The 18925-nt window shown below is 70.9% G+C and carries 15 protein-coding genes and 3 pseudogenes; 12 read left to right on the top strand and 6 right to left on the bottom strand.

The genetic code is table 11. The annotated features are described in order from the left end of the window. Positions 1 to 14 precede the first annotated feature (14 nt). From ACIA8D_RS16455 to ACIA8D_RS16445, 3 genes are all read left to right on the top strand, one after another. Positions 15 to 2684, top strand: coding sequence for an ATP-binding cassette domain-containing protein (locus tag ACIA8D_RS16455; RefSeq protein WP_399232616.1), 2670 nt, complete (start codon positions 15 to 17; stop codon positions 2682 to 2684). Continuing rightward, a complete protein-coding gene (locus tag ACIA8D_RS16450) occupies positions 2681 to 3415 on the top strand; it encodes an ABC transporter ATP-binding protein (RefSeq protein ID WP_399232614.1) in 735 nt (244 codons plus the stop codon). The genes ACIA8D_RS16455 and ACIA8D_RS16450 overlap by 4 nt, the downstream gene beginning before the upstream one ends. A gap of 154 nt (positions 3416 to 3569) precedes the next feature. After that, positions 3570 to 4361, top strand: a complete 792-nt coding sequence (locus tag ACIA8D_RS16445) for an aldo/keto reductase (RefSeq protein WP_399232894.1) — start codon at positions 3570 to 3572, stop codon at positions 4359 to 4361. A gap of 57 nt (positions 4362 to 4418) precedes the next feature. Here the strand turns inward: ACIA8D_RS16445 and ACIA8D_RS16440 are convergent, their stop codons facing one another. The 3 genes and pseudogenes from ACIA8D_RS16440 to ACIA8D_RS16430 all read right to left on the bottom strand — a co-directional run bounded on the left by ACIA8D_RS16440 (position 4419) and on the right by ACIA8D_RS16430 (position 7537). Beyond that, a complete protein-coding gene (locus tag ACIA8D_RS16440; RefSeq protein ID WP_399232612.1) occupies positions 4419 to 5333 on the bottom strand; it encodes a class I SAM-dependent methyltransferase in 915 nt (304 codons plus the stop codon). A 117-nt stretch (positions 5334 to 5450) separates the two neighbouring features. Beyond that, positions 5451 to 6319 (bottom strand): annotated as a pseudogene (locus ACIA8D_RS16435) (glycoside hydrolase family 6 protein); the annotation flags it as partial. A gap of 216 nt (positions 6320 to 6535) precedes the next feature. Next, positions 6536 to 7537 (bottom strand): helix-turn-helix transcriptional regulator, encoded by a 1002-nt coding sequence (locus ACIA8D_RS16430; protein WP_399232611.1) that lies wholly within the window; start codon positions 7535 to 7537, stop codon positions 6536 to 6538. Between the two features lie 68 nt (positions 7538 to 7605). Between ACIA8D_RS16430 and ACIA8D_RS16425 the strand changes: the two genes are divergently transcribed. After that, complete coding sequence (locus ACIA8D_RS16425; protein ID WP_399232609.1) at positions 7606 to 8088, top strand: hypothetical protein; 483 nt, start codon at positions 7606 to 7608, stop codon at positions 8086 to 8088. Next, a complete protein-coding gene (locus ACIA8D_RS16420) occupies positions 8085 to 8615 on the top strand; it encodes a hypothetical protein (protein WP_399232607.1) in 531 nt (176 codons plus the stop codon). The genes ACIA8D_RS16425 and ACIA8D_RS16420 overlap by 4 nt, the downstream gene beginning before the upstream one ends. On the opposite strand, the gene ACIA8D_RS16415 is transcribed toward ACIA8D_RS16420, so the two are convergent. Together ACIA8D_RS16415 and ACIA8D_RS16410 are read right to left on the bottom strand one after the other, a co-directional pair. After that, the gene (locus tag ACIA8D_RS16415; RefSeq protein WP_399232605.1) at positions 8588 to 9295 is read right to left on the bottom strand and encodes a class I SAM-dependent methyltransferase; all 708 of its coding nucleotides are present in this window, start codon (positions 9293 to 9295) and stop codon (positions 8588 to 8590) included. The two genes, ACIA8D_RS16420 and ACIA8D_RS16415, sit on opposite strands and share 28 nt — an antisense overlap. A 100-nt stretch (positions 9296 to 9395) precedes the next feature. Beyond that, positions 9396 to 9713 carry a 4a-hydroxytetrahydrobiopterin dehydratase gene (locus ACIA8D_RS16410; RefSeq protein ID WP_399232602.1) on the bottom strand — a complete coding sequence of 106 codons (318 nt, stop codon included), beginning with the start codon at positions 9711 to 9713 and terminating at the stop codon, positions 9396 to 9398. A 38-nt stretch (positions 9714 to 9751) separates the two neighbouring features. Between ACIA8D_RS16410 and ACIA8D_RS16405 the strand changes: the two are divergent. Both ACIA8D_RS16405 and ACIA8D_RS16400 read left to right on the top strand, forming a co-directional pair. Beyond that, a pseudogene (locus ACIA8D_RS16405) lies at positions 9752 to 10069 on the top strand (helix-turn-helix domain-containing protein); the annotation flags it as partial. A 162-nt stretch (positions 10070 to 10231) separates the two neighbouring features. Then, positions 10232 to 10723: pseudogene (locus ACIA8D_RS16400) on the top strand (transcriptional regulator); the annotation flags it as partial. Here the strand turns inward: ACIA8D_RS16400 and ACIA8D_RS16395 are convergent. Next, positions 10705 to 11121 carry a hypothetical protein gene (locus ACIA8D_RS16395; protein ID WP_399232601.1) on the bottom strand — a complete coding sequence of 139 codons (417 nt, stop codon included), beginning with the start codon at positions 11119 to 11121 and terminating at the stop codon, positions 10705 to 10707. The pseudogene ACIA8D_RS16400 and the gene ACIA8D_RS16395 sit on opposite strands and share 19 nt — an antisense overlap. A 192-nt stretch (positions 11122 to 11313) precedes the next feature. On the opposite strand from ACIA8D_RS16395, the gene ACIA8D_RS16390 reads away from it, so the two are divergent. Genes ACIA8D_RS16390 through ACIA8D_RS16370 form a run of 5 tightly spaced genes read left to right on the top strand, consistent with a single transcriptional unit; the run spans position 11314 to position 18821 of the window. Beyond that, positions 11314 to 15000 (top strand): nitrate reductase subunit alpha, encoded by a 3687-nt coding sequence (locus tag ACIA8D_RS16390; protein WP_399232599.1) that lies wholly within the window; start codon positions 11314 to 11316, stop codon positions 14998 to 15000. Next, entirely contained in the window at positions 15000 to 16631 is a 1632-nt protein-coding gene (gene narH / locus ACIA8D_RS16385) for a nitrate reductase subunit beta (protein WP_399232597.1), read from the top strand. Before ACIA8D_RS16390 ends, narH begins: the two co-directional genes overlap by 1 nt. Further along, positions 16631 to 17218, top strand: coding sequence for a nitrate reductase molybdenum cofactor assembly chaperone (gene narJ, locus ACIA8D_RS16380; RefSeq protein ID WP_399232595.1), 588 nt, complete (start codon positions 16631 to 16633; stop codon positions 17216 to 17218). The genes narH and narJ overlap by 1 nt, the downstream gene beginning before the upstream one ends. Next, entirely contained in the window at positions 17215 to 17937 is a 723-nt protein-coding gene (gene narI, locus ACIA8D_RS16375) for a respiratory nitrate reductase subunit gamma (protein WP_399232593.1), read from the top strand. Before narJ ends, narI begins: the two co-directional genes overlap by 4 nt. Positions 17938 to 17957: 20 nt before the next feature. Next, the gene (locus ACIA8D_RS16370) at positions 17958 to 18821 is read left to right on the top strand and encodes a helix-turn-helix domain-containing protein (RefSeq protein ID WP_399232591.1); all 864 of its coding nucleotides are present in this window, start codon (positions 17958 to 17960) and stop codon (positions 18819 to 18821) included. Positions 18822 to 18925 lie beyond the last annotated feature (104 nt).

Below are 18925 nucleotides of genomic sequence, written 5' to 3'. Positions count from 1 at the left end.
GAAGGGGTGTTGACGTGTCGGATCTGCTTGCCTTCGTGCTGAGCGGGCTCGTGTCGGGGGCGCTGTACGCGCTGCTCGCCACGGGGCTCGTGCTCTCCTACTCGGCCTCCGGGCTCTTCAACTTCGCGCACGGCGCGACCGCCTATCTGTGCGCGCTCGCCTTCTATGAGCTGCACTCCGGCTTCGGCTGGCCCGCCGTGCCGACGGCGCTGCTGCTCGTCCTCGTCGTGGCGCCCCTGCTGGGCTGGGGGCTCGACCGGCTGATGTTCAGAAAACTGGCGCGGGTCGGCGAGACCGCGCAGATCGTGGCGACGATCGGGCTGCTCGTCGCGCTGCCCGCGCTCGGCCTGTGGATCGTCGAGCTCCTTGAGGACGCGGGGGCGCCGGTCAAGCCGGCGGAGAACCAGTTCGGGCTCCCGGGTGTCGGACCGAGTCCCGCGAAGAACTGGCAGCTGATGGACGGCGTCGGCATCGACTCCGACCAGCTGATCACGTGGGTGACGACCGCCGTCGTCGCGCTCGGGCTGTGGATTCTCCTGCGCCACACGGCACTTGGGCTCAAGCTGCGCGCCGCCGTCGACAACCGTTCGCTCGTCGAGCTGCGCGGGATCAGCGCCGACCGGCTCTCCTCGGTGGCGTGGATGCTCTCGTCGGTGCTCGCGGGGCTCGCCGGTGTGCTCGCCACTCCCCTGCTCGGGCTCTCGTCGCACGACTTCACGCTGTTCCTGTTCGTGTCGGCGACGGCCGCCGTGCTCGGCCGGTTCATGTCGATCCCGCTCGCCTTCGCGGGCGGCCTCGGGCTCGGGGTGCTGCAAAATCTGGTCGCGGGGTACGCCACGTTCGCGGAGAAGATCACCGGGTTCCGTACGGCGGTGCCGTTCCTGATCCTGTTCGCCGGGCTGCTGCTGCTCACGCGGCGGCAGCGCACGGCGGGCACGGTGGCGAGCGACGCGCCGCCGGTGGACTATCTGGCGGGCCGGTCCTGGCTGCGGCGCTGGGGGCCGTGGGCGACCGCCGCCGTGCTGCTCGCCGTCGCCTTCTACACGGTGACGACGCCGTTCTGGAGCGGGATCCTCGCCCAAGGGCTCGCGATCTCCCTCGTGTTCCTGTCGTTCACCGTCGTCACCGGGCTCGGTGCGATGGTGTCACTGGCACAGGCCGCGTTCGTGACGGGCGCGGCGCTGGTCGCGGGGCTGCTGATGAGCCATGGTGTGCCGTTCATCTGGGCGGCGCTCGCCGGGACGTGCGCGGCGGCCCTGCTCGGCGCGCTCGTTGCGCTGCCCGCGCTGCGGCTCGGCGGCCGCTCGCTGGCCCTCGCCACGCTCGCGCTCGCCTTCCTGGCGGACCAAGTCCTTTTCCAGCTGGGCTGGTTGAGGAACGGTGACACCGGCTGGGAGATCCCGCGCGCCGTCGCCGGGCCGATCGACCTCGGCGACGACCGGGCGATGGGCGTGGCCATGGTCGTCCTGTGCACGGCAGCCGTGGCGGGCCTGAGCGCGCTCCGCAACTCCCGGGCGGGCCGGGCCATGCTCGCCGTGCGCTCGGCGCCGGCCGCGGCCATGGCCTCGGGTGTCTCCGTGATCCGCACGAAGCTGCTGCTGTTCACGATCTCGGCGGGGCTCGCCGGGTTCGGCGGCGTCATGTATGCCTCGTACAACACCCGCATCACCGCGACCGACTTCACGGCGATGACCGGCCTCATCTGGCTCGCCGTGGTAGTCGCGGCGGGCGTGCGGCGGCCGCAGTTCGCGGTGATCGCCGGCCTCAGCTTCGCCGTCGTACCGCACCTCATCAGCGACTATCTGACCGAGTCGGTCCAGCTGCCGGTGATCCTCTTCGGCCTCGCGGGCCTCGCGCTCGCCAACGATCCGGACGGCTACTGCGCGGCGATCCCGGCCCGCCGCCACCGCCGCAGGTCCGCCACGCCGGACACCGTCGCCGACGCCCCGGTACCGGCTTCCACCGACCCCGACGCCGCGCTCCAACTCGCGGGCGTCCAGGCCGGATACGACGGCGCCCGCGTCCTCCAGGGCGTCGACCTGACCGTCCGCCCCGGCGAGATCGTGGCGCTCCTCGGCCCCAACGGCGCCGGGAAGTCCACGACCTGCAAGGTCGCGGCGGGCCTCATGACACCCCAGCAGGGCGAGGTCCACGTCGCCGGGGACACGGTCGGCGACAAGGGCGCGGTCCGCCGGGCGCGGGCCGGGGTGGTGCTCGCGCCGGAGGGCCGCGGCATCTTCCCCTCGCTCACGGTCGACGAGAACCTGGCCCTCCAACTCCCTCAGCAGAGTGACCGATTGGCGGTCTACGAGCGGTTCGCCGGGCTCGCCGCCCGGCGCGAGGTCACCGCAGGCTCGCTCTCCGGCGGCGAGCAGCAGCTCCTCGCGCTCGCCCCGCTGCTGCACCGCCCGCCGCGCGTCCTCATCGCCGACGAGCCCTCGCTCGGCCTCGCGCCGCGCGTCGCCGACGAGGTGTACCGGCTGCTCGCCGAACTCCGCGACGCGGGGACCGGGCTGCTGCTCGTCGAGGAGAAGGCGTCGGAGATCCTCGGCGTCGCGGACACCGTGGCGTACCTCGCGCAGGGCCGTGTCACCTGGTGCGGACCGCGCGAGAAGGTGGAGGCCGAGCGGCTCACGGAGGCGTACCTCGGTATCGCGGCGACCAAGGAGGCCGAACATTCATGAGGCACGTACTCGAAGCCGAGAACATCGGCGTGCGCTTCGGCGGTGTGCGGGCGCTCGACGGGGTGGGGCTGCGCCTCGCGCCCGGCGAGGTGTGCGGCCTCATCGGGCCGAACGGCGCGGGCAAGACGACGCTCTTCGACGTCGTCTCCGGCATCCGCAGGCCCGACGCGGGCCGCGTGCTGCTCGACGGTGCCGACATCACCCGGCGTTCCCCCGTCTGGCGGGCCCGGCACGGGATGCGCCGCACGTTCCAGCGCCAGCAGCTGTTCGGACAGCTCACGGTCGCGGACAACCTGCTGGTCGCGCAGGAGTGGCGGCGCGGCGGGGCGAATCCTGAGCATTCCCGCGCCCTCCTGCGCGACTGCGGCCTCGACGACCTCTCCGACACATATGCGGGAACACTCCCGGTCGGCCGCGCCCGGATGCTGGAGCTGGCGCGGGCGGCCGCCGACCGGCCGCGCGTGCTGCTGCTCGACGAGCCCGCGTCCGGCATGACGGCGCAGGAGCGCGAGCTGCTCGCGGCGACGGTGCGCCGCCTCGCCGCGGACGGCTGCGCGATCCTGCTCGTCGAGCACAACGTGGCGTTCGTGATGGAGCTGTGCTCCCGGGTCGTGGTACTCGATCTGGGCTCGGTGCTCGCCGAGGGGACGGCGGAGGTGATCCGGGCGGACACACGGGTACGCGAGGCGTACCTGGGGTCACACACCCCGGCGCAAAGTTCGCATAGCTGACTGTCATGCTGGTGTCACCCACAGGAATGCGCGTACGCCCGTGATCGTTGACCATGGGAGTACCGAATTGTGCAGTGTCACCCATCACCGGACGAAAAAGGATCGACACCTCGTGAGCAAGGTTCCCCCGATCATCCTGAACAACGGCGTCGAGATGCCCCAGCTCGGCTTCGGCGTGTGGCAGGTGCCGGACGACGAGGCCGAGAAGGCCGTCGCGACGGCGCTGGAGGCCGGGTACCGCAGCATCGACACCGCCGCGATCTACGGCAACGAGGAGGGCACCGGCAAGGCCATCGCCGCGTCCGGCGTCCCCCGCGAGGAGCTGTTCGTCACGACGAAGCTGTGGAACGCCGACCAGGGCCACGACTCCACGCTGCGCGCCTTCGACGCCTCGCTGGAGAAGCTGGGTCTCGACTACGTCGACCTGTACCTGATCCACTGGCCGCTGCCGTCCAAGGGCCTGGGCACGGACACGTACAAGGCCTTCGAGAAGATCCAGGCGGACGGGCGCGCCAAGTCCATCGGCGTCTCCAACTTCCTGCCGGAGCACCTGGACAGGCTGACGGCCGAGACCTCCGTGATCCCGGCGGTCAACCAGATCGAGCTGCACCCGCACCTTCAGCAGCGCGCCTCCCGTGAGAAGCACGCCGAGCTGGGCATCGCGACCGAGGCCTGGTCGCCGCTCGGCCAGGGCAAGGGCCTCCTGGAGGTCCCGGCCATCGTCGCGATCGCCCAGAAGCACGGCCGTACGCCTGCGCAGGTCGTGCTGCGCTGGCACGTCCAGCTGGGCAACGTGGTGATCCCGAAGTCCGTGACGCCGTCGCGGATCAAGGAGAACATCGACGTGTTCGGCTTTGAACTCGACACCGAGGATCTCGGCGCGATCTCCGCGCTCAACGAGGACCGGCGGCTCGGCCCGGACCCGGCGACGTTCGACGTGGCGTGACCCGTACGTGAGAGGGGCCCCGGTCACCCGGGGCCCCTCTCACGTGTCCGGGGGGCCTCAGGCCTCCTTGACCGCCGTGTGCACGGTGTGGGCGGTCAGCAGGAAGAGGTCGTCGCGGCGGTACAGGCTCCGCGGGTCGTCCTTGTCCATGAGCTGCCCGATCGTGGCCATGTCCTCGGGCGACAGTGCCTCGGCGAACACCTCCAGGCGGCGCTTCCACAGGTCGACGACCGTCTCGCGGGCCTCGCCCGACAGCGGGGCGGGCAGGTCGAGCAGGAAGGTGCGGCTGACGGCGTTCGTCAGGCCCGCGTCGGTCAGCAGCTCCGACCAGTTCTCGGTGTCCTGCTTGGCGCCCGGCAGGTTGGCGCGCATGTCGCCGAACCACTCCTCCTCGATGGCGTCGGCCCGCGCCTGGAGTCCCGGCTTGCCGAGGCCGAAGTCGCGCGGCAGGCAGCGCTGCGGCAGGCCGCCCTCGACGAGCGCGAGGGTGCCGCCGGGCGCGAGCCGCCCCGCGAGCGCCGCCACGGCGGCCCGCTGGTCGCCCACGTGGTGCAGGGAGCGGGCGGCCCAGATGAGGTCGGCGTGCGGCAACTCGTCGATGGCGTCGGGGAGTTCGACGCGCAGCGTGCCGGTGCGCTCGGCGATGCCGTGCTGCGCGAACCGCTCCATGGCGCGGGCGAGCAGCTTCTCCTCCGGGTCGGCCGCGATGACGCGGGCCTCGGGGAAGGCCTCGGCGAGGTGCAGCGAGACGGCGCCGGGGCCCGCGCCCGCGTCGACGATCAGGCCGGTGCCGGCCGGGCGGGTGTCCCGGAGCCAGGAGAGGGCCTGCGTATAGAGCGGCTCGTACACGGAGGCGTTGCGCTCCAGCATGGGGATCATGTCGGCCCAGTCGATGTCCGTGTGGTCGTGGCCGCCGTGGCCGCCGTGCTGGTGTCCGCCGTGCTGTTCGTGCTGGTGGTGACCGTGTGCCATGTCCGGTGTCGCCGCCCTTCGTGCCCGTATGTCGTCCGTCGACCCCAAGGGTGCGCCGACGACATACGGGCGGGCAAGCCACGTTGCCGACTCAGCAATATGCCGGCACTGGGTGGCCTACAGCGCCGGGTGGGCGTTCTTCATGAGCTCCTGGAACTGCGCGGAGAACCAGTGCCCGGACACCGGCGCGTTCGGCAGCGCCCCGGACATGTGGTTGTTGTTCCGCGGGTTTCCGGTGTACGTCGGGTCGCACATCCGGTCGAAGCCCTTGCCCTCGTCGTTGTCGATGGCGGTGCTCGACCCGTCCGACCCGCCCGGCGGCTTCATCCACACGTAGGCGTCGATCCCAGTCGCCGGGTTCGCCTGCGGCCGCTCACCGAGGCCCGCCCCGCTCTGGTTGCACCAGTTGCCGAGGTGGATGCGGCGGTCGTAGCGCCCGCCGTCCACGTACGTGTCGACGTCGGTCTTCGCGCCGGGTCCTGTCGGCCGCGCCGCGCCATCCCAGCCGTTGCGGGAGGTGTCGATCAGCATGCCGAGGTTCTGGTCGAAGCCGAGCGAGACCAGCTTGTCGCGCATGGCCTGTCCTTCAGGGTGCTGTAGTTGGCGGTGTTCACGATGAAGCCCTGCACGTCGGAGAGCTTGGCGCCGTTGCTGCTCGCGGTCGACTTGAACAGTTCGGCGGAGGCGCCGAAGTTGTCGTCCCAGCCGAGCCAGCCGTGGTGGCCCGCGTCGATGTCGTTGTAGACGTTGGCGATGTCACCGAGCTTGTCGAGGGCGTAGCCGACGCCCTTCTGGTAGTTGCCGTCGGCCTTCATGGTGTCGCAGTTGGGCGTGGCGGTCGGGCGGCCCGACACGTTGGTGACCAGGTTGGGCAGCGAGTCGATCTCGATCGTGGTGACGATGCGCAGGCCCGCGCACTTGGGGTCGGCGAGGCTCTTCGCGATCGGTTCGATGAAGTCCGACTTGTACTTGTCGATCCGACCAGGTTCGCGGCGTCGGTGTGCACGCTGACCAGGCCGCGGTCCAGCTTCTCTGCCTGGCGGGCGGTGGCGGCGGAGGCGTCGTCACCGGGCAGCAGCGTCAGGCCGGTACCGGCGAGCGCGGCGGCCGTGGCGGCGACGAGCAGCAGACGGCGGCGTCTGCGGTGGGTGCGGGTCATGAGCACTCCTGGGGGGGGTGGGTCGGCAGGTTCCTGCACCCCCTCAGTTGCCGCCGTCCGCCGGTGGGTTGCCGGTGTTCGTGCCCGCGTACACGCGCGCGAGCGTCCGCGCCGTCGCCGCGATCCGGTCACGCAGCTCGGCCGGTTCGAGGACCTCGATGTCCGCGCCGAGGCGAAGGAACTCGTCGTGCGCGTGGCCGACCGACTCGATGGGCACCCGGGCGCGCAGCCTGCCGTCGGCCTCGGTGCGGCCGGTGGCGCGCACGGCACGCGCGGCGGCCCCGGTGAGCCGGTCGGCCGCGCCGGGGGCGAGGCGCACGACGGCCTCGGCGGTGTGCAGCCGCCGGTGGAAGTCCGCCTGGTACGCAGCCCAGAACGCGGCCAGGTCGAAGTCGACGGGCGCCTCGAACTCCTCCTCTGTCGCACGGAGTTCGAGGATCTGGTCGACGCGGTAGACGCGCGGGCCGCCCGCCCCGGCCGAGGCCACCACGTACCAGCGGCCGGCCTTGAGCACGAGCCCGTACGGCTCCAACCGCCGCTCCACGTCGGTCGGTTCGCGCCAGCGGCGGTACGTGACGTGCAGCGCGCGCCGGTTCCACACCGCCTCCGCCACCGCGGGCAACGCCGCGGCGGTGTCGTCGCCCTCCGCGTACCAGCCCGGCGCGTCGAGATGGAAGCGGGCGCTGATCCGGTCGGCGTGCGGGCGGAGTTCGGCGGGGAGCGCGGCCCGCACCTTCAGCTGGGCGGCGGCGAGCATCGGGCCGAGCCCGAGGTCGGCGGCGGGCCCGGGCAGTCCGGCGAGGAACAGCGCCTCGGCCTCGTCGGCGGTCAGGCCGGTGAGCCGGGTGCGGTAGCCGTCGACGAGCCGGTAGCCGCCCGCGTGCCCGGAGTCCGCGCAGAGCGGGATTCCGGCGGCCTGCAGCGCCTCCACGTCCCGGTAGACGGTGCGGACGGACACCTCCAGTTCGGCGGCGAGTCGGGCGGCGGTCATCAGGCCTCGGGTCTGCAGCAGGAGCAGGATCGAGACGAGGCGGCTGGACTTCATGAGTGCTTCACTGACACAGGATGCTTCACTGACACAGGATGTCAGGGAAGCGGCCCTACCGTCCCGGCATGGCCTTCGAAGAGAAACGTCTGACGGTGCCACCGCCCATCGAGGTGGCAGGCCGCCGGATCAAGCGCTACCACGTGACCGCCGCCCCTGAGGGCATCGCGCCCGAGGTGGCCGAGGCGGCGTACGCGATCCTGCCCGAGCTGCTGCCGGAGCCGGACGGCACACCGCCCGCCACGTTCGTCGTGCTGCACCGCGGCGGCGACGACGGCGCGTACCTGAACGCGTACAGCTGGGTGTGGGACAACGCCCTGCACTTCCGGGGCGCCGCGGCGGGCCAGCCGGCGCTGGGCTGCCCGGACCTGGAACCGACCCACTTCGTCCTGCTAGACCGTCAACTGATCGGCTGCGTATGGGAGTTGCCGCCATTGCTGCACGAACGGGATGCGTGGGTGCGGCACCTGCTGACGCCGGAGCGCCCCGATCTGGACGCGTACGTGCACGACGCCTTGCCCGAGGGAACGACAGGAGACCGCCGCCGATGACCACGCAGACCGCGTCGCACCACAGCACCGCGCGCGACTTCGACTTCTTCTTCGGCGAGTGGGACGTCGCCCACCGTCGCCGTCTCGACTTCCTCGATCCGGACAGCAGCTGGGAGGAGTTCACGGCGAGAAGTCGCTGCTGGAGCCTGTTCGGCGGCGCCGCGAACATCGACGAGATGCCGGTGCCCGCGCAGGGCTGGACCGGGCTCACGCTCCGCCTGTTCGACCCGGCGGCCCGCACGTGGTCCCTGAACTGGTCCACCGACCGCGCCGGGCGCCTCTTCCCGCCCGTGATCGGCGGCTTCCAGGGCGGGGTCGGCCGCTTCGAGGGGGACGACACGCACGACGGCCGGGACGTACGGGTGCGGTTCACGTGGTCCGGAATCAGCACGACGACCGCCCGCTGGGAGCAGGCGTTCTCCGTCGACGAAGGGCGGACGTGGCTGACGAACTGGGTCATGGAGTTCGCACGGCGGTCCGGGCCCTCTCGGGCGCCGGTTCAGGCCGAGAACGCCAGCACGGTGTAGACCGGGTCCGGTCGCGCCGTCTGCTGGTTCGGCAGTGCCTCCAGGTGTGCCGCCAGGTCCTCGCCGCCCTTCGGGTAGATCCGCCCGGCCCGCACCTCCCGGGCGAGCTTTGCCGGCACTCGGCCCTGGCCGTGGCCGGTGAAGCCGGCGGAGCCGTGGGGGTGCAGGCCGTGCTCGGCGGCGAGTTGTGTGATGCGAGCGGTGGCGTCGGCGAGCCGGCGGCGGCCGTGGGGTGCGACGAGGGCGCAGATGTCGCTGCCGCCGAGGTGGGCCGCGGCCTTGTCGACCGTCGTCACGAATACGCCGCCGGGGCGCAGCACGCGGGCCGCCTCGGCGACGACGGGTGCCGCGTCGGGCAGCAGGTGCAGCAGCCAGACGGCGCTGACCGCGTCGAACGTGTCGTCCGCGAAGGGCAGCCGGCGGACGTCCGCCTGGCACACCGCGCCGGACAGGCGGGGCGCGGCGCCCCGCAGCATGGCGGCGGCGCGGTCCACGCCGAAGGGCCGCAGGCCCTCGCGGGTCAGGTGGCGGGTGACGATGCCGGTGCCGCAGGCCAGGTCGAGGAGGGTGTGGGCGTTCTCCGGGACGAGGGCGAGTACGGCGTCGGCGGCTGCCCTTGCGCGTGGCTCGCCGCCACGGGTGGCGTCGTACCGGTTCGCTTCCTCGTCATAGTCGAGCACGCCCGGACTGTAGCCCAGGAAATTTCCCCCACCCCGCCCCTTCCCGAAACCGGGGCTGCGCCCCGGACCCCGCTCCTCAATCGCCGGAGGGGCTGGGAGGTCAAGCGCTGGAAGGGCTGGAAGTATGTGCCGCCGCCAGTTTCTCCACCCGTTCCGCCAGCGCGAAGTCCTTCGCCGTCAGGGCGCCGCCCGCGTCGTGGGTGTTCACCGCGAGGGTCACGGTGTTGTAGCCGAGGGTCAGGTTCGAGTGGTGGTTCAGCTCCTCCTGGGTCTGCGCGATGTGCACGACCATGGCCGCCGCGGCGAAGTGCGAGCCCAGGCGGTACGTGCGCGTGAGCGCGTCGCCTTCCACGGACCAGCCGGGCAGCTCGGCGAGGCGGTCCTCGATGTCCTTCTGCGAGAGCGGTTCAGTAGGCATGCCTCCAGCGTGCCACCGGATCCGGTTACGGTCTTCCCATGGCCGCCACCGCGCGCAAGAACCCGTCGGACGTGGGCGCCCTGTTGCGCGGCTGGCGGGAGCGGCGCAGGGTCAGCCAGCTGGAGCTGGCCTCGCGGGCGGAGTCGTCGGCGCGGCACATCAGTTTTGTGGAGACGGGCCGCTCGCGCCCCAGCGAGGACTTCCTGATGCGGCTCGCCGAGCACCTCGACGTACCGGTGCGGGAGCGCAACGCGCTGCTGCTGGCCGCGGGGTACGCCCCGCGTTTCAAGGAGACCCCGCTGGACGACCCCGCGCTCGGCGTGCTGCGCGAGGGGCTCGAAACGCTGCTGCGCGGCTAGGGCCTGTCGTTTGGATCAGGCCGGGCTCGCGGGGCCTGGCACGCACGCTCGCGGCGTTGTCGTCGGTCGACGACGCTCCGCGTCGCCTCCCTCCTCCGCCTTGCGATCGCACGCACCAGGCCCCGCTCCCTGATCCGGCCTGATCCAAACGACAAGCCCTACGAGCCGTATCCGGCGTTCATCGTCGACGCGACGTTCAACGTGATCGCGGCGAACGACGGCATCGCCCTGCTGATGTCCTCGGCGCCCGAGCATCTGCTCACGGAGCCGCTGAACGCGATGCGCCTCACCCTGCACCCGGAGGGCCTCGCGCCGCGGATCAGGAATCTGCGGGAGTGGCGTGGGCATCTGCTGGCGCAGCTGGAGCAGCAGATCGCGCTGACCGGCTCGCGGCCGCTGCGGGAGCTGTACGAGGAGGTGGCCGCGTATCCGCTGCCGCCGGGCGCGGACGCGGCCGAGCCGGCCGCGCCGGTGCTGCCCTACTTCGCGCTGCCGATGGTGATCGAGCACGAGGGGCACGTGCTGTCGTTCGTGTCGTCGATCTCGACGTTCAACACGCCGATGGACGTGACGGTCGCCGAGCTGGCCGTGGAGACACTGCTCCCGGCCGACCCGGCGACGGCGAAGTACCTTCACTCCACGCGGGACTGAGCGCGCAGTGCCGCGTACTGGAGCGCCGCGAACGCGGCCACCACGACGGCCTGCAGCGATCCGTAGACCCGGCCGGCCGTGCTCGGCTCCAGCCAGGCGGACAGGGCGACGAAGCTGAGCACCGTCCAGGCCAGGTTGACCTCGACCACGGTGCGCACGCCGGTCGCGGGCGGGCTGCTGCGCGCGGCGAGCGCCCCGACCGCGGCGGCGTACGCGACCAGGGCGGCGCCGAGTCCGAGCAGCAGCCCCGGGTCGATGCCGAGGAAGCGGCCGATCAGCCCGGAGGCGGCGACGTAGGCGACGCCGTTGGCGCCGGTGCCGAGCGCGTCGGCGGCGAGCAGGCGGCGCAGCCAGGTGCGGGCCCGGACCGGGGTCGTGGTGAGCGTGGTGGCGGACATGGGGATCACCCTCCGTCGGCGGGTCGGTGACACCACCCTGGTGGCGCCCGGACGGCGGGTCGATTACGTCCGGGGTAATGGCCGAAGCCGTACGGGCGGCCGCCCGCGTCCTCCTCGTACAGTCCCGGCCGAGGTGTGCGGCTGACACAACGCCATTAGCGTGCCCAGAACGGGACATCGAGGGAGCTAACGGTGACGGACACGACGCGCACCCCGACCGAGCCGGACGCCGCGCTGCTGCGCGCGGGGCGGTTCTTCCGGCGGGGGACGGCGGCGCCTGACCTGCACAGCGTGCAGATCAAGGGCGGCCGGGACGGTGACGTCTTCTATCGGGACCGCTGGAGCCACGACAAGGTCGTGAACTCCACGCACGGCGTGAACTGCACCGGCTCGTGCCGGTGGAAGGTATACGTCAAGGACGGCATCATCACCTGGGAGACCCAACAGACGGACTATCCGAGCGTGGGCCCGGACCGTCCGGAGTACGAGCCACGCGGCTGCCCGCGTGGCGCCGCGTTCTCCTGGTACACGTACTCGCCCACCCGGGTGCGCTACCCGTACATCCGCGGCGTGCTCGTGGAGATGTACCGGGAGGCGAAGGCCCGGCTGCACGACCCGGTCCTCGCGTGGGCCGACATCCAGGCCGACCCCGAGCGGCGCAGGAGGTACCAGCAGGCCCGCGGCAAGGGCGGTCTGGTGCGGGCCACCTGGGACGAGGCCGTGGAGATCGTCGCCGCGGCGCACGTGCACACCATCAAGACGTACGGTCCCGACCGAATCGCCGGCTTCTCCCCCATCCCCGCGATGTCGATGGTGTCGCACGCGGCGGGGGCCCGCTTCCACTCGCTGATCGGCGCGCCGATGCTGTCGTTCTACGACTGGTACGCGGACCTGCCGGTGGCCTCGCCGCAGGTGTTCGGCGACCAGACGGACGTGCCCGAGTCGGGTGACTGGTGGGACGCCGCGTATCTGATGATGTGGGGCTCGAACGTCCCGGTGACCAGGACGCCCGACGCGCACTGGATGGCCGAGGCGCGGTATCGCGGCCAGAAGGTCGTGGTCGTCGCGCCCGACTACGCGGACAACGCGAAGTTCGCCGACGAGTGGCTGCACCCGCACCCCGGGACCGACGGCGCGCTCGCGCTCGCCATGGGGCACGTGGTCCTCAAGGAATTCTTCGTCGACAAGCAGACGCCGTTCTTCACGGACTACGTCAAGAAGTTCACCGACCTGCCGTTCCTGGTGACGCTGGAGGAGCGGGACGGCTCGTACGTGCCGTCGAAGTTCCTGCGCGCCACCGACCTCGGGCAGGGCGGCGAGGGCGCCGAGTGGAAGACGGCGGTGCTCGACGAGGCGACGGGGCAGCCGGTCGTGCCGAACGGTTCGCTGGGCTTTCGCTGGACCGAGTCCGGCAAGGGCAAGTGGAACCTCGAACTGGGCAATATCCAGCCGAAGTTGAGCCTGCACGACGCCGACATCGCGGGCGGCGTCGAGGTGCTCCTGCCGCGCTTCGACACCGACGGCGGCACGCACGGTCAGGGCCGCGGCGAGGTCGTGCGGCGCGGGGTCCCGGCGACCCGGCTCGGCGGGCAGGAGGGCCCGCTGGTGACCACCGTGTTCGACCTGCTGCTCGCGCAGTACGGCGTCGGCCGCGACGGACTCCCCGGCCAGTGGCCCGCCTCGTACGACGACGCGGAGACGCCCGGCACCCCGGCCTGGCAGGAGATCCACACCTCCGTCCCGGCCGCCAAGTGCGTAAAGATCGCGCGGGAGTTCGCGGGGACCGCCGAGAAGTCGCGCGGGCGCTGCATGATCCTGATGGGCGCGGGCACCAACCACTGGTTCCACTCGGAGACCACCTACCGGGGCTTCCTGTCGCTGCTCCAGCTCACCGGCTGCCAGGGCAGGAACGGCGGCGGCTGGGCGCACTACGTGGGCCAGGAGAAGTGCCGTCCGGTCACCGGCTGGGCCTCGCTGGCCTCGGCGAACGACTGGTCGCGGCCGCCGCGGCAGATGATCGGCACCGGCTTCTTCTTCCTCAACACCGACCAGTGGCGCTACGACCGGTTCAGCGCGGACGTGCTCGCGTCCCCGCTCGGCAAGGGCGCCTTTGAGGGCATGACGGGCGCCGATGTGCTGTCCCTGTCGGCGCGGTCGGGCTGGATGCCCTCGTATCCGACGTTCGACCGCAGCTCGCTGGCGCTCGGCGAGCAGTCCGTCGAGGACACGGTCGCCGAACTCAAGGCGGGCTCGCTGAAGTTCGCGTGCGAGGACCCGGACGCACCGGAGAACTGGCCGCGCGTGATGACCCTGTGGCGGGCGAACCTGCTCGGCTCGTCCGCGAAGGGCGCCGAGTACTTCACCAAGCACCTGCTGGGCACGCACTCCTCGCTGCGCGCCGAGGAGGCCTCCCCCGAGGAGCGCCCCACGACGGTGACGTGGCACGACGAGGCCCCCGAGGGCAAGGTCGACCTGCTCACCTCGCTCGACTTCCGGCAGACGTCCTCGACGCTCCTGTCGGACGTGGTGCTGCCCGCGGCGACCTGGTACGAGAAGCACGACATCGCCTCGACGGACATGCACCCCTACGTGCACTCCTTCACTCCGGCCGTGGACCCGCCGTGGCAGGCCCGCAGCGACTTCGACACGTTCAAGGCGCTCGCCCACAAGCTCAGCGAGCTGTCGGCCCAACATCTGGGCGTGCGAAAGGACTTGGTGGCGACACCTCTCCAGCACGACACCCCCGGGGAGATCGCGCAGCCCGGCGGTGTCGTCCTGGACTGGCGCAAGGGCGAGTGCGAGCCGGCGCCCGGCAAGACGCTGCCGAACCTCACGGTCGTCGAGCGCGACTACACGGCGATCGGCGCCAAGTTCACCGCGCTCGGCCCGCTGGTCGAACAGCTGGGCCTGCCCGCGAAGGGCATCGCGCTCAAGCCCGACCAGGAGGTCACGGAGCTGCGCGAGCGCAACGGCACGGTGCGCGGCGGCCCCGCCGACGGCCGCCCGTCCCTGGACACGGCGGTCAAGGCGGCGAACACCATCCTCGCCCTGTCCGGCACCACCAACGGGCGCCTCGCCACGCAGGGCTTCCACACCCTGGAGGCGCGTACGGGCCAGGAGATGGCGCACCTGTCCGCCGAGCACGAGGGCAAACGCATCACGTACGCGGACACGCAGGCCGCGCCCGTCCCGGTGATCACCTCGCCGGAGTGGTCGGGCAGCGAGTCCGGCGGACGCCGCTACACGGCGTTCACCCTCAACACCGAACACCTCAAGCCGTGGCACACCCTCACGGGCCGCCAGCACTTCTTCATCGACCACGACTGGATGCACGAGCTGGGCGAGGCGATGCCGATCTACCGGCCGCCGCTGGACATGAACCGGCTGTTCGGCGAGCCACGCCTCGGCCCGGACGGGGAGAAGGAGGTGACGGTCCGTTACCTCACCCCGCACAACAAGTGGTCCATCCACTCCGAGTACCAGGACAACCTGTTCATGCTGGCGCTGTCGCGCGGCGGCCAGTCCATCTGGATGTCCCCGCAGGACGCCGAGTCGATCGGCGTCAAGGACAACGACTGGATCGAGGCCGTGAACCGCAACGGCGTCGTCGTCGCCCGCGCGATCGTCTCCCACCGGATGCCGGCGGGCACGGTCTACATGCACCACGCGCAGGAACGCACCGTCAACGTCCCCAAGGCGGAGACGACCGGCAAGCGCGGCGGCATCCACAACTCGCTCACCCGACTGATCCTCAAGCCGTCCCATCTCATCGGCGGCTACGCCCAGTTGAGCTGGGCGTTCAACTACCTCGGCCCGACGGGCAACCAGCGCGACGAGGTCACGGTCATCCGCCGCCGCTCCCAGGAGGTCCAGTACTGATGCGCATCATGGCTCAGGTCGCGATGGTCATGAACCTCGACAAGTGCATCGGCTGCCACACCTGCTCGGTCACCTGCAAGCAGGCGTGGACCAACCGCAACGGCATGGAGTACGTCTGGTTCAACAACGTCGAGACCCGCCCCGGCCAGGGCTATCCGCGCCGCTACGAGGACCAGGAGAAGTGGCGCGGCGGCTGGGAGCTGAACAAGAAGGGCGCCCTGAAGCTGAAGGGCGGCGGCCGGTTCAAGAAGCTCCTCGGCATCTTCTCCAACCCGAAGCTGCCGGAGATCAAGGACTACTACGAGCCCTGGACGTACGACTACAAGAACCTGACCAACGCGCCACTGGGCGACGACTATCCGGTCGCCGAGCCGCGGTCGCTCATCAGCGGCAAGCCGATGAAGATCGAGTGGTCCTCGAACTGGGACGACAACCTCGGTGGTTCGGCCGAGTACGGCGACCTCGACCCGATGGTGGAGAAGACCCGCGAACAGGCCGCGGAGAAGGTCAAGTTCCAGTTCGAGCAGACCTTCATGTTCTATCTGCCGCGGATCTGCGAGCACTGCCTCAACCCGTCGTGCGTCTCGTCCTGCCCCTCGGGCGCGATGTACAAGCGGGTGGAGGACGGCATCGTCCTCGTCGACCAGGACTCCTGCCGCGGCTGGCGGATGTGCGTGACCGGCTGCCCCTACAAGAAGGTGTACTTCAACCACCGCACCGGCAAGGCCGAGAAGTGCACGCTGTGCTACCCGCGCCTCGAAGTGGGCCTGCCCACCGTGTGCTCCGAGACCTGCGTGGGCCGACTGCGCTATCTCGGCGTGATGCTCTACGACGCCGACAAGGTGACCCAGGCCGCCTCCTCGAAGAACGAACACGACCTGTACGAGGAGCAGTTGGGCGTCTTCCTCGACCCGGAGGACCCCGCGGTGCAGCGGGCCGCCGAGGAGGCGGGCATCCCGTACGACTGGATGGAGGCGGCGCGGCGTTCGCCCGTGCACGCGCTCATCAGCAAGTACAAGGTGGCCCTTCCCCTGCACCCGGAGTACCGGACGATGCCGATGGTCTGGTACATCCCGCCGCTCTCCCCCGTCGTCGACGCGCTCACCGAGACCGGCCACGACGGCGAGGACCACTCGAACCTGTTCGGCGCGATCGACACGCTGCGCATCCCGCTGGAGTACCTGGCGGAGATCTTCACGGCGGGCGACACCAAACCCGTACGGGCCTCCCTGGAGAAGCTGGCCGCGATGCGCTCGCACATGCGGGCCATCAACCTCGGTGAGCTGCCCGACAGTTCGATCGCCGAGTCCATCGACATGTCGCCGTACGAGATCGAGGAGATGTACCGGCTGCTCGCCATCGCCAAGTACGAGGACCGGTACGTGATCCCGACCGCGGCGATCGGCGACGCGGAGCGCCTGGAGGAGTCCGCGCTGCCGTCCGACACTTGCTCGCTCGACCACGAGGGTGGTCCCGGCATGGGCGGCGAGGGCCCCTTCGGCGGCGACTCCGGATCGACGGTCGCCGACGGCCGCAAGCTGCTGCCCGTCGTCTCCGTCGAGAACTTCCAGCTCAGCAAGGAACGGCAGACCGCCGACAGCACGGACGGTATCGACAAGGAGGACAGCTGATGACCGACCGGACCTCCCTGCTCCTTCAGGCATCCGCGCTCTGTCTCACGTACCCGGACGAGGAGTTCTACCAGCGGCTCCCGCTGATCCGCGCGGCCGCGCCGCCGCTCGAGCCCTTCGTCGCGCACGCCGAGGCCACCCCGATGCGGGACCTCCAGGCCCACTACGTGCAGGTCTTCGACTTCAAGAACCGGCACAGCCTGTATCTGACGTGGTGGCGCGACGGAGACACCCGGCGGCGCGGCATGTCCCTGGTGCGGATGAAGGAGGTCTACCGGGAGCACGGCATGGAGTTCACCGGCGAGGAACTCCCGGACTTCCTGCCGGCCGTCCTCGAATTCTCCGCGCAGGCGGGCCCGTTCCTGCTTGAGGAGAACCGGGCCGGCCTCGAACTGCTGCGCTTCGCCCTCACCGACCACGGCACGCCGTACGCGGTCGTCCTCAACGCGGTGTGCGCCGCCCTGCCGGGCCCCTCTCCCAAGGACCGGGCCGAGGCACAGGCGCTCGCCCGCTCGGGGCCGCCCCAGGAGAACGTCGGCCTCGAACCCTTCGCACTCCCCCTCCTCGAAACGGAGCACGCCCGGTGAACACGGCGATCTGGGGCGTCCTGCCCTACGTAGCATTCGTCCTGCTGATCGCGGGCACGCTGTGGCGTTACCGCTACGACAAGTTCGGCTGGACGACCCGCTCGTCACAGGTCTACGAGTCGAAGCTGCTCAACATCGCGTCACCGGTGTTCCACTACGGCATCCTCTTCGTGCTCGTGGGCCACATCGTCGGCCTGTTCATCCCGGAGTCGTGGACCGAGAAGGTCGGCGTCAGTGAGCACACGTACCACATGTTCTCGCTGATCGGCGGCACGTTCGCGGGTGTGCTCGCGGTGGCCGGGATCGCGATGCTCGTCTACCGGCGCCGTACCAAGGCCCCCGTCTTCCGCGCGACGACGCGCAACGACAAGGCCATGTACGTCTTCCTGCTCGGCGCGATCATCCTCGGCATGACGGCCAAGCTCACGCACTCCGGCGGCAACGGCTACGACTACCGGCAGACCATCGCCCCGTGGTCGCGCAGCCTGTTCACACTGAGCCCCGATGTGGCGCTGATGGACGGGGTGCCCGTGCTCTATCAGATTCACGCGGTAGTGGGCATGCTACTGATTGCGCTGGTACCGTTCACCCGGCTCGTGCATATGTTCAGCGCGCCGGTGCAGTACCTGTTCCGCCCGTACGTCGTCTACCGCAGCCGCGACCAGCGGCGCCTCGGCGCACGCCCGGAGCGTCGGGGTTGGGAGCGCACCGGCTCCTAACTCCTGGGGGACGTACCAAGGTGAGTGAACGTCGCCCCGCGCCCACCGTCGGCCAGGTCGTCCTCGGTCGCAGGCTGCGCGACCTGCGCGAGGCGCGAGGACTCAAGCGCGAGGAGGCGGCCCGGCCGCTGCGCGTGGCGAGCGCGACGATCCGCAGGATGGAGACCGCCGAGGTCGCCCTCAAGATCCCCTACGTGCAGATGCTGCTCGAACAGTACGAGGTGCCGGAGCGGGAGATCGAGGCCTTCGTGGCGCTCGCCGAGGAGGCGAACCTGCCGGGCTGGTGGCAGCGGTTCCACGACGTGCTGCCCGACTGGTTCAGCCTGTACGTCAGCCTGGAGGGCGCGGCCGCGATGATCCGCGCCTACGAACCGCACTTCGTGCCCGGCCTGTTGCAGACCGAGGCGTACGCGCGGGCCGTCTTCGACGCCGGCACGGTGGGGCGCTCACGGCCCGAGGAGGTCGACCGCCACATCGACCTGCGGATGGCCCGCCAGTCGCTGCTCGACCGGGAGGACTCGCCGCACCTGTGGGTCGTCATGGACGAGACGGTGCTGCGGCGCCCGCCCGGCGGCCCCGACGTGCTGCGCGGCCAGCTGGACCGGCTCATCGAGGCGGTGCGGCGCCCCAACGTGACGCTCCAGATAGCCGAGTTCGACACGGGCCCGCACCCCGGCACGTTCGGCCCGTTCACCCTGTTCCGGTTCCCGGTCAGGGAACTGCCGGACATGGTCTACAGCGAGTACGTGACCGGGGCCCTGTACCTGGACGCGCGGGACGAGGTCGGCATGCACCTGGAGGTCCTCGACCACCTGGTGGCGCAGGCGGCCGGCGCCGAGCGGACACTGGAGATCCTGCACGAGACACGGGACGCGCTCGGCTGACGGGCCGGTCCTAGGTCGTGTCCGCAAAGTGGTTGGCGCGTTGGTGTTTTCGTGGTGCGTCGTCATGAGCTGACTGATCAGGCCTGGGTGGTCGTTGAGCCGTT

Origin of the sequence: Streptomyces sp. NPDC051684 (assembly GCF_044453445.1) — a bacterium.
Classification (GTDB): Bacteria; Actinomycetota; Actinomycetes; order Streptomycetales; family Streptomycetaceae; genus Streptomyces.
Note: the sequence above shows the minus strand (reverse complement) of the source record. Positions and strands in the feature narration are given on the sequence as shown.

What these genes read in the sequence shown, in the direction of transcription:
- ACIA8D_RS16425 (WP_399232609.1), top strand. Translation starts at nt 7,606, where the DNA reads ATGGCCTTCGAAGAGAAACGTCTGACGGTGCCACCGCCCATCGAGGTG.
- narJ (WP_399232595.1), top strand. Translation starts at nt 16,631, where the DNA reads ATGACCGACCGGACCTCCCTGCTCCTTCAGGCATCCGCGCTCTGTCTC.
- ACIA8D_RS16410 (WP_399232602.1), bottom strand. Translation starts at nt 9,713, where the DNA reads ATGCCTACTGAACCGCTCTCGCAGAAGGACATCGAGGACCGCCTCGCC.
- ACIA8D_RS16395 (WP_399232601.1), bottom strand. Translation starts at nt 11,121, where the DNA reads ATGTCCGCCACCACGCTCACCACGACCCCGGTCCGGGCCCGCACCTGG.
- narH (WP_399232597.1), top strand. Translation starts at nt 15,000, where the DNA reads ATGCGCATCATGGCTCAGGTCGCGATGGTCATGAACCTCGACAAGTGC.
- ACIA8D_RS16445 (WP_399232894.1), top strand. Translation starts at nt 3,570, where the DNA reads ATGCCCCAGCTCGGCTTCGGCGTGTGGCAGGTGCCGGACGACGAGGCC.
- ACIA8D_RS16440 (WP_399232612.1), bottom strand. Translation starts at nt 5,333, where the DNA reads ATGGCACACGGTCACCACCAGCACGAACAGCACGGCGGACACCAGCAC.
- ACIA8D_RS16450 (WP_399232614.1), top strand. Translation starts at nt 2,681, where the DNA reads ATGAGGCACGTACTCGAAGCCGAGAACATCGGCGTGCGCTTCGGCGGT.
- ACIA8D_RS16420 (WP_399232607.1), top strand. Translation starts at nt 8,085, where the DNA reads ATGACCACGCAGACCGCGTCGCACCACAGCACCGCGCGCGACTTCGAC.
- ACIA8D_RS16430 (WP_399232611.1), bottom strand. Translation starts at nt 7,537, where the DNA reads ATGAAGTCCAGCCGCCTCGTCTCGATCCTGCTCCTGCTGCAGACCCGA.